Origin of the sequence: Pseudomonas sp. MYb185 (assembly GCF_002979975.1) — a bacterium.
Classification (GTDB): domain Bacteria; phylum Pseudomonadota; class Gammaproteobacteria; order Pseudomonadales; family Pseudomonadaceae; genus Halopseudomonas.
Genome location: NZ_PCQD01000001.1, coordinates 416,343 through 430,172, shown reverse-complemented (window position 1 = coordinate 430,172; position 13,830 = coordinate 416,343). Strand labels below are relative to the sequence as shown.

The window sequence follows — 13,830 nt, the reverse complement described above, 5'->3', positions numbered from 1 at the left end:
AGGAGAAAGCCATGACACAACAAAACCAACTGCAACAAATCCTTGATACCCAAGCCATTGAGCGCCTGCTGTTTACCTACGCGTTTCACCTGGACATGAACCAGACATCCGAGCTTGCCGCTTTGTTTACTGAAGACTGCGAAGTAATCTACGGGCCAGGCGGTTTTGGGGCACAGGGCCGAGAAGCCTATGCCAAGACTCTGGAAGGAGTAGGCAGCTTTTTCAAAGCCACCAGTCACCATGTATCGAATATTGTCGTCGACTTCACGGGGCCGAATGAGGCCAGCGTACGTTCAATTCTGTACGCCTGGCATCGCTATAACCGTGACATGCCCGATAGCCATGTGTGGGGCCAGTATCACGATGTGATCGTGCAGATAAATGGCCAATGGCAATTCAAACGTCGCGAGTTACGCGTTACCGGCGATCAGGATTTCCATGTCAAGAAAACCTTGCCGATAGGGCGGGTTTGAGATGAGCACCGCGTCCCCGCATACGTACGAACATATTCGCATTGAGCATCGTGGGCCGATTTCTTGGCTGGTTCTCAACCGGCCTGAAAGTGCTAATGCCCTATCCAATGAACTGCTTGATGAGTTTTCTGACGCCCTGCAATGCCTGATACATGAAGGCGGCCCGGTCATCGGCATACGTGGCGAAGGTCGCGGCTTCTCTGCTGGCTACGACATCGGCCAAGTGGGCAAAGCGGGCACCTACGGCAGCCTGGCTGCTGATCCAATTGCCGACCACGCTCGCCTGCGCCGTAATGTGGATCGCTACCTTGCAATGTGGGATCACCCAAAACCCATCATTGCTGCCGTTCATGGGTACTGTCTGGCTGGTGCCACGCAAATGTGCGTACATGCAGACATTACCGTGGTAACGGATGATGCCAGGATTGGCGAGCCCACTATTCCTATGGGAGGCGGATATATTGCGCCTCTTTGGGTACCGTTGGTGGGCCCGAAACGCGCCAAGGAAATGGCTTTCGTTGCTGGCAACAGCATCGATGGCAAGACTGCCGTCGAGTGGGGCTGGGCAAATCACAGCGTGACTCCAAATCAACTCATTGACTGCGTTGAAGGATTGGCTGAGCGCATCGCTCTGACTCCTCCCGATGTATTGCGCATCAAAAAGCTCTCGATCAACCGTGCAGCCGAAGCCATGGGCTTCCGTTCGGCTGGCGCTGCGGTTGCAGAAATGGATGCCTTGCTCCATCTGGCACCGTCGGTGCTGGATATGAAGCAGAAACTAGCCGATTTGGGGCTAAAAGAAACCATCAAACTGTATCGTTCAGCTCCCACTACTCCCTTGACACCCATGACAAAAACACCGGAATAACAGGAACACAAGCCATGTCGAACATAGACTTTTATGTTGAGGGCCATATTGCCCATGTACGTCTGAACCGACCCAAGTCTCTGAATGCCATTAATGGTGAGATGGACCAAGCGCTTTATGAGGCATGGCAGGAAATCAACCGCAACCCGGAAATCTGGGTAGCCGTCCTCTCAGCTGAAGGAGAACGCGCATTCTGCGTCGGTGGTGATATCAGCGGCGGTACTGAGCGCACATCACGCATGGGCGTTGGCGGTGGACTTACCGGTATTGGCGGCCCCTTGGTAAAACTGAAAAAGCCACTGGTAGCTGCAGTTCAAGGCTATGCGCTGGGTGGTGGGTTCGAGCTGGCCCTGTGTGCAGACATTATTGTTGCCGCAGACAATGCTCAGTTTGGCTTGCCCGAAACCAAAGCTGGAATTATTGGTGAGTGTGGTGTGGTTCATCGCGCCGTACGCCAGTTGCCACAACGTATTGCAATGGGGATGATTCTGACCGGTGATCGGATGAGCGCCCAGGACGCCTTCTCTTATGGACTGGTGAACGAGGTCGTCGAGTATCCCAAGCTTGCAGAAGCCGCACTCAGTTGGGCTGAAAAAATAGCAGCAGCCTCTCCCTTGGCAAACCAGGCAGCCAAGGATGCAGCCATGAGCCGGTTGGACTACCCTCTGGAGGTGGCTCTCGCCACTCGTTTCGAACCGATCGAGGAATACGCATCCAGCGAAGATGTATTGGAGGGCCGTAACGCCTTTGTTGAAAAGCGCAAGGCGGAATGGAAAGGTCGCTGATCAGGATTTGCAGTATCTGAGGCCGGGTGCAGAAGCGCCCGGCCTTTTTTATATCCAGACAGGGGCCAATACATGATTAACAAGCTTCTTATTGCCAATCGAGGCGAGATAGCCATCCGTATCGCACGCGCCGCCGCAGACCTTGGCATAGCCAGTCTGGCAGTCTTTCCGGCGGACGATGCACAATCGCTGCATATTCGAATCGCTGATCAGAGTGTCATGCTTGAGGGCACTGGCGTCGCGGCCTATCTTGATGCCACACAAATAGTAGAACTCGCACAGCAGCACGGCTGCGATGCCATCCACCCAGGTTACGGCTTTCTTAGTGAGCAAGCAGAGTTCGCCAGACTATGTGCAACAGCAGGCATAACCTTTGTAGGGCCCAACCCAGACATACTTCAACGTCTGGGTAACAAAGCCAGCGCCAGGGTGCTGGCCAAGCAGTGTGGCGTTCCGGTTATTCCAGGACTTGATGCCAGTACCGACTTGCGACAAGCCAGAGAGTTTCTTTCACATCTTCCCCATTCAAGCCCTGCTCTACTCAAAGCAGTTGCAGGTGGGGGCGGGCGCGGTATGCGTATCGTCCAGCACATCGACGACCTGGAAGATGCTTTTCAGCAATGCAGGACCGAGGCTCTTTCTGCCTTCGGTAATGGCGATCTGTATATAGAGGAAATGATTCCTCAAGCCCGGCACCTCGAGATACAGATTGTTGGCGACGGCTCAGAGGTAGTCCACTTATGGGAGAGAGAGTGCAGCCTACAACGCAAGCACCAGAAAGTGGTGGAAGTCGCACCCAGCCCGACTCTGCGCCCCTGTCTGCGGAACGCCATGATCGAAGCAGCGCTTACTCTGGCCAATGCTGTACAACTGAATAGCCTGAGCACATTTGAATTCCTGTTGGATTCGCGCACTGATCGCTTTTTCTTTATCGAGGCAAACCCTCGCCTCCAGGTGGAACATACCATTACCGAAGCAGTGACTGGTATTGATCTTGTTCAGACTCAGTTGCGCTTGGCCAGCGGCGAAACACTACGTAGCATGAATCTGCAGCAACCCAATATTCCACAACCCCTGGGCTACGCCATGCAACTACGAGTGAACATGGAGATGCTGCAAAAGGATGGCAATATCCGTCCAGCAGGCGGTACGCTCGATATATTCGAGCCACCTGGAGGCCCCGGCATCAGAATTGATAGCTTCGGTTATGCAGGCTACACAAGCAATCCACGATATGACTCGCTGCTGATGAAACTGATTCTGCATACGCCAGCGACCAGCTTCGATGGACTGGTCAGTCGAGCCTATCGGGCCCTGTGTCAAACCCGGGTCCAGGGTGTGCAGACCAACATCGAGTTTCTCAAGAATCTGCTTTGTCATCCTGATGTGGCCAGCCAACAGGTCTACACACGTTTCATTGACGAACACTTGGAGCAACTGGTCGCCACATCAGCGCATTGTCACCCAGTTCAATATGCCGATGCTATCGCAGCAGTTGGCATTGAGCCCAACCTCAGTGAGGAGGAAGGCCTGCTTCCCGTCAAGGCACCCATGGGCGGGCTGCTGGTGGAGCTCTGTGTAGCACAGGATCAGCCGGTCCGGCCCGGACAGCTGATGGCAGTAATTGAGTCAATGAAGATGCAGCATACAATCAATGCATCTGAAGCCGGTATCATACGCCGCCTTGCCGCGACGGCGGGCACCGCAATCAGCGAACATCAAACGCTTTTCCTTATCGAGCCGGCCGCCGTGGACACTCTTGCAGTGGACGCAAGCAGCGAAGCACCAGACCTTGAAGCGATCAGAGCGGATCTGGCCGAGGCTCTGGCCCGGCATGCACGGGTTGTGGACTCTGCTCGCTCTCAAGCCGTGGAACGTCGTCATGCCATGCAGAAACGCACGGCCCGAGAAAATCTCCATGATCTATGTGACCCCGACAGTTTTATGGAATACGGCGCTCTGACATTCGCGGCAAGACGTGGTCGGCAGTCAGTAGAAGAGTTGTCCCACTCGACCCCAGCGGATGGCTTGATCGCCGGAATTGGTCAAATCAATGGCAGCCAGTTCGGTCCTCAGCAAGCCAGGACTTTAGTACTTGCATACGACTATACGGTCCTGGCCGGTACACAAGGACTCATGAGCCACAAAAAGCTTTCCCGTATGCTGACAATTGCCGCTGAGCTGGAAATACCTGTTGTTCTCTATGCCGAAGGTGGTGGAGGCCGGCCAGGGGATGATGATGATGCTACACGTGCGACCGGACTGAATATGCCCAGCTTCTGGCAATTCGCCAAGCTGAGTGGACTGGCCCCCCGCATCAGTATCGTCAGTGGTCGATGCTTCGCCGGCAATGCTGTCCTGGCTGGCTCCAGTGATATCATAATTGCAACCCAAGACGCCAATATCGGTATGGCGGGTCCCGCAATGGTAGAAGGTGCAGGACTCGGCACATTCGCCGCTGAAGATATAGGCCCGGTCAATTTGCAAACCCACAACGGCGTGGTGGATTATCTTGCAGAAGACGAAACCCATGCCACCCTGATTGCCAAACAGATGCTTGGCTATTTCCAGGGGGCGCTTACCCACTGGAAGTGTGACGACCAGCGTCAACTGCGATATGCCATACCCGAGAACCGCTTGCGCTCCTACGATATGTGGTCAGCAATAGAGACACTCGCTGACTGCGGCAGCGCTATTCAGCTACGTGAGCAATTCGCCAGCAATATGATTACCGCGTTAGTACGTATGGAAGGTCATCCTCTGGGTATCATAGCGAATAATCCAAAGGTACTCGGTGGTGCAATAGACGCCGATGGCGCAGATAAAGCGGCACGCTTTCTTCAGCTTTGCGATGCTTTTGATCTGCCGGTGCTCAGTATTTGCGACACGCCCGGCTTCATGGTCGGCCCTGACAGCGAGAAAGCTGCGCACGTTCGTCATTCCAGTCGCATGTTTGCGGTCGCTGCCAATTTGAATGTGCCGTTTTTCAGTTTGATCGTCCGCAAAGGTTACGGTCTCGGTGCCATGGCCATGACCGGCGGGTCCTTCCACGCTCCCCTATCAACCGTAGCATGGCCGACTGGCGAGTTTGGAGGAATGGGATTTGAAGGAGCAGTGACACTCGCCTACAGGGCTGAGCTGGATGCCATCGCTGACCCTGACGAACAAAAGCTTTTATTCGATCGTCTCGTCGACAAGTTCTATCAGCAGGGGAAAGCCATCAACGTAGCAGCATCGCTGGAGTTCGATGCTGTCATTGACCCGGCAGACTCGCGTCAATGGCTGATGCAATGCATACAGGCAGCAAGAACCCCGAACCAGAAACGAGGGAAAAAGCGGCCATTCATTGATACTTGGTAGACTGAATAAAACCTGCAGTGATCCCACTGCTGATGCCGTGGGATCACTGCCTGGATGATCAGGCTAACTCACGCCACCCGACCAGTCTCTGTTGGCGTGAAAAACATATGAATTATTTTCTCTGCTACGCTCATTGAACGTTCTTCACCTGCCTCTTCCCGTAAACTCACGTTTCTGGAGTACTTTCTCAACAGCATATTGCCAAAATAAAGACCTTCAGCTTGATCGTCTGCACTCAGTGGAATATGTCCAATCATCTATATAACCCCTTCGTGGGCAGGAGCCGCAGCGGCAATGGCCAGTGTCTGTAAAATCGCCTTGCGGCCAACCCCAAGCTGAAGTGTATTCGCTAAATGCAAACGCAAGCCAGGTAAAAAGCGATGAGTTGGTGAGGCGTCCACCGCCAGTGAAATCAATTCCTTGATATAGGCTCGCAACGCTGCCGTTTTCCATGGAACAGCGCAGTATTGGAAGAATGCCTCAAATGCGTCCGGTGACTGTCTCAGCAAAGACTCAAGAAAACCGGGAACCTCTCGTTCCATACTGTTCCAGAACGGATCGTTGCCTATGTAGGTAGACCACAGCTTCTGCCGCTGGGAATCGAACGGTTCAAGCATCAAGGGGTCATTCCGCTCAAGCAATACGGAAGCTACAATCGGTGAACCTGCCATGAGTGTATGTACACCAAGCCCTGAAACCAGGACCAACGTTTCATGCACCTGTGCAGAGGTAGCTCCGGCATCAAGCGCAAGGCGCACATACTTATCAACACCCACAACATCCAGAGCTGAAGGTGACGCGCGCACAGCCAGACCTACAAGAACAGCATCGAGCTCTGACAGAGGCTCTCCCTCCTTCACATCTTTCACTACTTCCTGTACCACTCTATGGATAGAGTCAAGTGTCAACGCCATGAATAGACCTCTGTCTTAGCTTTCATAAAACCTCATAGACACTACCTGGCTTATTCGCACAACATATTTCTCAGCGCACGTTTGTCGACCTTCGTCGCTGACATTGGCCAACTTCCCGGGTTCATGAAATAGATGGCGCGGGGCACTTTGAAACTGGCGATGTTACCCTTACAAAACTCAATCAGCTCTTCAGCCTGAGCAGCTTTACCCGGTTTCAGCTCGACAAACGCAACTGGCACCTCATCCAAACGCGGATCAGGCTTACCGACCACTTCCGCGATAGCAACACAAGGATGCTCACAGAGATAGGCTTCTATTTCAATTGCAGCGACATTCTCACCTCCAACCTTGAGCATGTCTTTAAGGCGACCATTGAAAATCAGGCTACCTTCTTCTGTACGCAGGTAGAGATCGCCAGTATGTAGCCAACCGTCCTTATCCAGGCTTGATGCGGTTTTCTCCGGGTCACGGTAGTAACCATCCATCACACAGTATCCACGCACCAAAATCTCCCCCACCTCATTGGGCGCGGCATCCCCCTCGCCACTTAGGCTGGCGATACGCACTTCCATACCTACAGCAGCACGACCCTGGGTGTGAATTCGCTGCTCCTGAGTATCCTCAGGGTCGCTCAGTGCAAAGATTCCGGCGGTCTCAGTCATACCGCATGCCTGGAGCAGCTCCGTCCCAGGAAAAGTATCCAGAACCCTCTTCGCCAACGCCGGCGGGCCAATCAGCATAATTTTTCGTAGCGAAGCAAGCTTGCTCGGATCAAATGTGGGATGGTCCAGCACACCCTGCACAATCGCCGGGAACCATGGCCAGGCCATTTCGACATTTTCTTGCTCCATCAGAGCAATTGCCCGACCCGGTTCAAAAAAGGTATCCGTCAAATAGGTGCCGTAGACTCCCATTACGCCGATAAATGGAGCGAGAGCCGCTATATGGAAAAGAGGGCCTGGATTCCAGGCAATATGGTGTTCACTCGTAGCGTAGCGAGTACGTGTGCGGTGCACCGATCCACGTACAATGGTTTCATGGCTAAGCATGCAGCCCTTGGGGTTCGCCGTGGTACCTGACGTATAAACCAGTAAGGCCAAATCACTTACGCTTATACGCAGCCTGGCCGCATGAACTTCGCCATCATTGATGGTCTCCGCCAACCGTAGAAATTCCGGTTGTCCGACAAAACCTCGGCGTCCCTCCCCACGCAGTAAAACGGTGCTGCGTAATCGTGGTACTTGTGTAAGGGCCAGAGCGGCGGGTGACTCCGCATCGGCCAGAGAGGGAAGCGCATCACAGAATAACTGGGTGAAATTGGTATATTCGTTCTCGCCTGCAGTTGTAAGCAGTGCCACCAGATTGGCATTTTCAATGATATAGCCGATCTCGCTGGCCTTATGCCGCGCGTTGATAGGCACTACCACACATCCAAGCATGGATGCTCCCAACAGTCCTTCTATAAATTCTGGACAGTTGGCAGACATCAGCCCGACGTGCTCTCCTGAACGAACACCCAGTGCAAACAGCCCACGGGCCACCTGCAAAGCATTGTCATAAAGTTGTTGATAGGTTCGCCGTTCATCTGGAAATATAACCGCTTCCCGGTCCGGAAACTGACTGGCCGCACGCACCAATAAGTCTCCAATAGTTGAAACCTCAAACCATTCCTTTCTTTTTGTCATTGAAGGCTCTCCCACTAATATGGTTATTATTCTGAGCAATCAGCATGGCTTCTAGATGGACCTGCCACCTTAATCTGTATTTATTTGTAGTATTACCGAAAAATTCAGAACAGTTACTATCTAAATCTCCATCCCCAGACCATCATAGGCAATCATCATGAATGGTCATTTTTCAAGATTATATCGAACACGTTGAGAGTGGCGAAAAACCACCATACTCGCCGTGGGAAAATAGTAACGATCCATTCCCAGATTCAATCTGAAGATCACGGACAGCGCCAAGAACGATATAATGATCTCCCGCCTCATCAACCCGTTCCAGGTCACAGTCTATCCACGCAACAACATCTTTTATGATGGGCGACCCATTTTTGGAAAGATAATAATCCAAACCTTCAAATTTATTTTCGGCCTTGGAGGCAAGCCGCCTACAGACATCCAGTTGTTTAGCGCTCAGTACATTGACGCAGAATTTCCCGGCACGCTCTATTTTTGGCCAACTGGTCGAACTGCGATCAGGTAGAAACGCAACCAATGGTGGGTTCAACGAAACAGATGTAAAAGAGCCCACCGCCATACCGGCTATGTTCCCTTCTGGATCCACTGCGGTAATAGCGCATACCCCGGTGGGGTAATGCCCCAGAACCTTTCTGAATCGGCTTGGGTCGATCATTTCGCTTCTCTCTTCGCCAAGAATATCAGTCATGGCGCACCTCCAGATAAATTGATTCGGTTGCCACTCGAGCCTAATAGGGCCTGAATGGCAGCCGGGACTGGTCAAATCCATCGACCAATATTCAAGTGATTGCCAAGCTCACACCATGGTGCCTTCGGCATCCTTGGTGGAGAAGCGTGGCGCAACCAATGAGGCAAACTTCTCCAGCTCTTCATTGTTCTGTTCCGGATCCAGGTGGCCCTGGCCAAACATGAGAAACAGTTCATTAAAGCCCAGACGGTCATGGGCACGGCCAATCTGGTCGGCAATCTCATCGGCACTGCCGATCAGAACGTTCGGCATCTTCTGACCGAAGGGAATAAACCACTTGTCCCAGAACCATTGATGCTCGGCCATCAGCTTCTGCGCATGGTCCTTGTCGTCAGTCAGCATCAAAAAACCACCCCAGGCGGCAACGTCTTCACGGGCAACATCACGCTCATGGGCCCGCGCCGTTTCGGCATAGCGGTTCCACAAGGTGTCACAGAAGTCCAGGTCCGCCGCCAGTACGATCGGCTTGCCTCCTTCGCGGGCCCACATATCCACTGTCCGCATGCTGCCGGCAAAGCCACCATAGATCTTCGGATGGGGGGTCTGATAGCACTTGGGAGCAATGCCGATCTTACGTACGATCCCATCAGCATCCATGCCTTTACCCATGCTGGCATAGGCCGGATGACCCGATGAACCGCCATTGGGCGGAAACTCCCAGTGCTTGCCCTTGTGGCTGAACACATCACTGGCCCAGGCTTTCTTGATGATCTGCAAGGACTCTTCAAACACTTCACGGTTCAGCGCATCCTGCTCGTCACGCGCCTTGGCATTCACCGGTGTAGTGGCGCTCACACCCGGGCGAGCCGCCATGGAGTCAACCCAGCGTGCATGGTAACCACGGGTAAAGCCCACCATCAGTCGACCCTGGAGCATGTGATCCAGCGTGGCAATTTCCTCGGCGACCCGTACCGGATTATGTGTGGGCAGGGTATAGCCCATAATGCCGGCCTTCATGCGCTTGGAGTGTAAGCCTACATACAAACTGAACATGCCCGGGTGGTTGTTGATCTCGAACCCTTCGATCTGCAAGTGGTGTTCGGGCTGACAGTAAGCCCCGTACCCCAGATCGTCAGCCAGGCGTACATAGCCGCGTACCTCTTCCAGGAAACGCTGGTACAGCTCGGGCCGCTGGCCGGCCATACCGGCTTCCAGTTCATGCCGGCGGCCAATCACTCCCGTTTGCATCAAATTGAATTTCATATTGTCTTCCCCATCCCGTTCTTTGGTTCTTACAAATTAATCAGGGCCCACCATTAAGTCAACACAAATGTTGATTTAATGGAAAAAAAAAAGCAGCACCCATGTAAACTGCATATAACTTACTGAAAAATAATAATATTTTTAAAAATAGATGCTACTGCAATTACCAGTACCTCTTTTGACCGCATAAACTGGATGCGTAGTCAGTTGCAGTCAACGTACTCAAAAACCTGCAGGTTGAACCCGGAAATACCGTGATATTTTGCCGGCCCGGCCATCAGCCGCATATCCCCCAAACCAAGATCCCTGAGTATCTGAGAGCCTACCCCTATCATGAGCGGATCCCCATCTGCAGGAGCTCTGGACAACTTAGACTTGCCTGTCAGCACATCAACTCTGAGTTTCACGTCGTTGGATGTTTCATGACCTGCAAGGAGCACCAGTGCCCCCTTCCCTTCCGCTGCGATGCGGGCGAGACAACGTTGAATATTCCAACCACTACTGCCGGGGATCTGGATACCCAGCAGATCACGCAGAGCAACTGCTTGCTGCACACGAACCAGGGTTGGCGAACGATCCAGCGTACCTTGCGTGAGCGCCAGATGAAGATCTCCATTGATCCGATCTCGATAGGTGTGCAGGAGAAACTCCCCATGCCCTGTCATGACCTGACTCTGACTTACCCGCTCAACCGTAGTCTCATATACGGCACGGTAGTGGATCAAATCAGCAATCGTCCCAATACGAAGTCCGTGCTCACGGGCAAATTCAAGCAATTCAGGTAGACGAGCCATACTCCCATCGTCATTCATGACTTCACAAATGACACCGGCCTCATTCAGCCCAGCCAACCGGGCAAGATCACATGATGCTTCAGTATGACCAGCACGTACCAATACCCCGCCAGGCTCAGCGATCAATGGAAAGATGTGCCCCGGTTGAACAATATCCTCCGCGCGGGCATCTGGCTTCGCCGCTACTTGCACAGTACGCGCTCGGTCCGCGGCGGAGATACCAGTAGTCACCCCGGTGGATGCTTCAATGGAGGTAGTAAACTTGGTACCGAATCCCGAGTCATTACGTTCCACCATCAAGCGCAAGCCGAGGCGTTCCGCCTGATGCTTGCTCATCGGCATGCAAATCAGCCCTCGAGCAAAGCGGGCCATGAAGTTTACATGCTCAGCCTTGACATGCTGGGCAGCCATGACCAGGTCGCCCTCATTTTCGCGATCCTCGTCATCAATCAATATGACCATTTTCCCGAGGCGGATGTCCTCGATGATGTCTTCTATCGTGTCTAACTGCATAACTGCAACCCTGAATGGTCGATTGAACGGGTCAGCCCTGGCGAGCCGGCAGGTCGGCCGGTTGCGGATCGCTACCGGGCCAGCGCACACGCAACTCGGTGGTCAGCGATGTCACTACCTGCTCCCATGGACCCATATGTATTGTCAGCATTTCCCTTTGTGCGAAATACCATTTTCCATCCAGGCGTACGTATTCATCCTGATAACGCACAGCTCCAAACAGACTCTCACCACCCATGGCAATTTCAAGGTGGGCGCCAACCACGCCAGTCGCACTACTCTCACCGGTAAATGTGATCAGGCTGTAATGAGGGGTGTGGATAGTGACGCCCATATTGGCCCTAGCGTTGCGAAGAAACGCCATGATCGCTGCACGATCAGTTCCCCCTGTGAATCCGCCCGCACGGAAGACGGCATCAGGTGCAAATAGCATTTCCATCGTCGCGTAGTCGTCATCGTCTGTCGCGACAAAATAGCGGACGGCTAGGTCCTGTAACTCAGCCCGGTCTTCAAGTAACTTGAGTCTGCGTTCCACATCTGACATGGCGCATATCCTTTCTTTTTTGCTTGGAGCAATCCTGCAATCTTTATCAACCCTAGTCAACACAAAGGTTGATTCTCATTGCTATTCGCTTGATGAATGATTGCATTTTGCTGAGTGCGTACCTTTGAATCAATAAATCAACATACAAGTTGACTTGAGCTAGCTCCAACGCCAGTATCCCAGCTGCTCATGCTCTATTTCTCATCGAATAACACTAGCGAGAGGGCTACCATGCGAGCCATCATTTGCGAAGAATACGGCCCGGCCGAGACACTGATATCAGGCTATGTGGACAGTCCGCCCTTAGGGCCTGACGATATCCGAGTCAGAGTCCATGCTGCCGCGGTCAACTTTCCTGACAACCTACTCATCCAGGGTCAGTATCAAGTCAAACCACCACTACCTTTCACTCCAGGGTTTGAAGTCGCTGGTGAAGTCATTGAAGCCGGCACCAATGTCACCCGCCACCGTGTAGGCGACCGGATTATGGCACTGACAAGGGATGGCCATGGCGGCTTTGCCGAAGAAGCCGTGGCCCGTGCCGAACTGGCGGTTCCGGTGCCCGAGGGCATGGACTATGTCACCGCATCCGGGTTCTATTCGTCGTACGGCACCAGCTACTACGCGCTGGTCCGGCGCGGCCGAATACAACAGGGTGAAACGCTGGTGGTGCTGGGCGCCGCAGGCGGAGTGGGCTTGGCCAGCATCGAAATTGCTAGGGCTCTCGGCGCCAGGATAATCGCCGTCGCCAGTTCCGCCGATAAGCTGGTGGCTGCCAAGGCACATGGCGCGCATCACTTGATCGATTACAGCCGTGAAGATATGAAGCAACGGGTGCTGGAACTGACCGATGGCCGGGGCGCCGATCTGTGCATGGACACCGTTGGCGGCGAAGCCTTCAACAGCATGTCGCGCTGCATGAACCATGACGGCCGGTTGCTGATCGTCGGCTTTGCCAGCGGCCAGATTCCGCAGATTCCGGCCAACCTGCTGTTGTTGAAGAATTTCCAGGTGGTTGGCATCTTCTGGTGGCCCGCCGTGCAACGCGACCCGGCTCAGCATCAGGCCAGCTTCACCCAACTGTCGGACATGTACAGGGCGGGCAAGCTGGAACCGCTGATCTCGAAGACCTATCCGCTGGAGCAGACGCCGGAAGCGCTCAAGGCCATACTATCGCGCAGCCTGATCGGCAAACTGGTGATCACGCCAACCGGCGACCTCCACTGACGGAACATCATCAGCCTCGCTCAGCGAGGCTTCCCTGTCGCCATGAATCGATGCACCGGATCAGCCGGAAAGCGGGCGCCCCGCGTGAAGCCATCCAGGGGGATCGGCGCGTCCGCTTCGGCCCAGGTTTCAACCTTGTGCCAATCCAGCACCACCGTGCGCTCATCGATTTTCCACTCGCCATTGCGCCGGGAAAAGCGGTCCAGATAACGTGCACCCATCACGTCCGCCAGCCGTGGGCTACCCTTGCGCAACAGTGTCGCCACGACCTGCGACTCGGACAGGGCGCGATCCCCGTCAACCTCGATCAGGACGTTGCTGATCGAGTGCGTGGTCGTCAGATTGGCGGCGGTCAGGCGGGCAGACACGAAGCGGGCAAAGTCGCTTCCGCTTCCCCGCCAGTAACCGTGATCATCATAGGCGTCATCATGGTAGACGGAACGAATCAACTCCTCATCGCAGCGATCCGCACCACGGCAGTAACGAACCAGTACTTCATGGATCGCCTGCTTATCCAGCAATACCTGCAGTGCCTTGTTCATTTTTATTTCTCTCCTGTTCTTGTGTAACGTCCACAACAACCTATATCAACACAAATGTTGACCACGATAAAGCAGGAATGCTATTGATAGTCGACCACACAACAAAAATCAGGATCAGCCTGCTCTGTTCAGGCAATCCCAGGCGCAGGAGTAGTG

At 53.7% G+C, this 13,830-nt stretch carries 13 protein-coding genes; 5 read left to right on the top strand and 8 right to left on the bottom strand.

Features of this window, described 5'->3' with window-relative positions:
- The first annotated feature begins 11 nt into the window (after window positions 1-11).
- The 4 genes from CQ007_RS01980 to CQ007_RS01965 all read left to right on the top strand — a co-directional run bounded on the left by CQ007_RS01980 (window position 12) and on the right by CQ007_RS01965 (window position 5,486).
- Window positions 12-473, top strand: coding sequence for a nuclear transport factor 2 family protein (locus CQ007_RS01980; protein WP_105643225.1), 462 nt, complete (start codon window positions 12-14; stop codon window positions 471-473).
- A gap of 1 nt (window position 474) precedes the next feature.
- Window positions 475-1,341, top strand: coding sequence for an enoyl-CoA hydratase-related protein (locus CQ007_RS01975; RefSeq protein ID WP_105643224.1), 867 nt, complete (start codon window positions 475-477; stop codon window positions 1,339-1,341).
- Window positions 1,342-1,355: 14 nt separating this feature from the next.
- Window positions 1,356-2,126, top strand: coding sequence for an enoyl-CoA hydratase-related protein (locus tag CQ007_RS01970; RefSeq protein WP_105643223.1), 771 nt, complete (start codon window positions 1,356-1,358; stop codon window positions 2,124-2,126).
- 72 nt (window positions 2,127-2,198) lie between these two features.
- On the top strand, window positions 2,199-5,486 hold the full coding sequence (locus CQ007_RS01965) for a carboxyl transferase domain-containing protein (protein ID WP_105643222.1): 3,288 nt from the start codon (window positions 2,199-2,201) through the stop codon (window positions 5,484-5,486).
- A 68-nt stretch (window positions 5,487-5,554) separates the two neighbouring features.
- On the opposite strand, the gene CQ007_RS18745 is transcribed toward CQ007_RS01965, so the two are convergent.
- The 7 genes from CQ007_RS18745 to CQ007_RS01935 form a co-directional block, all read right to left on the bottom strand.
- Window positions 5,555-5,743 (bottom strand): hypothetical protein, encoded by a 189-nt coding sequence (locus tag CQ007_RS18745; protein ID WP_146114526.1) that lies wholly within the window; start codon window positions 5,741-5,743, stop codon window positions 5,555-5,557.
- The gene (locus CQ007_RS01960; protein ID WP_105643221.1) at window positions 5,744-6,400 is read right to left on the bottom strand and encodes a carboxymuconolactone decarboxylase family protein; all 657 of its coding nucleotides are present in this window, start codon (window positions 6,398-6,400) and stop codon (window positions 5,744-5,746) included.
- A 50-nt stretch (window positions 6,401-6,450) separates the two neighbouring features.
- Window positions 6,451-8,085 (bottom strand): class I adenylate-forming enzyme family protein, encoded by a 1,635-nt coding sequence (locus CQ007_RS01955; RefSeq protein ID WP_105643220.1) that lies wholly within the window; start codon window positions 8,083-8,085, stop codon window positions 6,451-6,453.
- A 178-nt stretch (window positions 8,086-8,263) separates the two neighbouring features.
- Window positions 8,264-8,791 carry a flavin reductase family protein gene (locus CQ007_RS01950; RefSeq protein WP_105643219.1) on the bottom strand — a complete coding sequence of 176 codons (528 nt, stop codon included), beginning with the start codon at window positions 8,789-8,791 and terminating at the stop codon, window positions 8,264-8,266.
- Window positions 8,792-8,899: 108 nt separating this feature from the next.
- A complete protein-coding gene (locus CQ007_RS01945) occupies window positions 8,900-10,054 on the bottom strand; it encodes an LLM class flavin-dependent oxidoreductase (RefSeq protein WP_105643218.1) in 1,155 nt (384 codons plus the stop codon).
- A 203-nt stretch (window positions 10,055-10,257) separates the two neighbouring features.
- Window positions 10,258-11,361 (bottom strand): bifunctional 3,4-dihydroxy-2-butanone-4-phosphate synthase/GTP cyclohydrolase II, encoded by a 1,104-nt coding sequence (gene ribBA / locus CQ007_RS01940; protein ID WP_105643217.1) that lies wholly within the window; start codon window positions 11,359-11,361, stop codon window positions 10,258-10,260.
- 31 nt (window positions 11,362-11,392) lie between these two features.
- On the bottom strand, window positions 11,393-11,905 hold the full coding sequence (locus tag CQ007_RS01935; RefSeq protein WP_105643216.1) for a nuclear transport factor 2 family protein: 513 nt from the start codon (window positions 11,903-11,905) through the stop codon (window positions 11,393-11,395).
- A 231-nt stretch (window positions 11,906-12,136) separates the two neighbouring features.
- Between CQ007_RS01935 and CQ007_RS01930 the strand changes: the two genes are divergently transcribed.
- Window positions 12,137-13,132, top strand: coding sequence for an NADPH:quinone oxidoreductase family protein (locus tag CQ007_RS01930; RefSeq protein WP_105643215.1), 996 nt, complete (start codon window positions 12,137-12,139; stop codon window positions 13,130-13,132).
- A gap of 20 nt (window positions 13,133-13,152) precedes the next feature.
- Here CQ007_RS01930 and CQ007_RS01925 read toward each other — a convergent pair whose 3' ends face one another.
- Window positions 13,153-13,674 (bottom strand): nuclear transport factor 2 family protein, encoded by a 522-nt coding sequence (locus CQ007_RS01925; protein ID WP_105643214.1) that lies wholly within the window; start codon window positions 13,672-13,674, stop codon window positions 13,153-13,155.
- Window positions 13,675-13,830 lie beyond the last annotated feature (156 nt).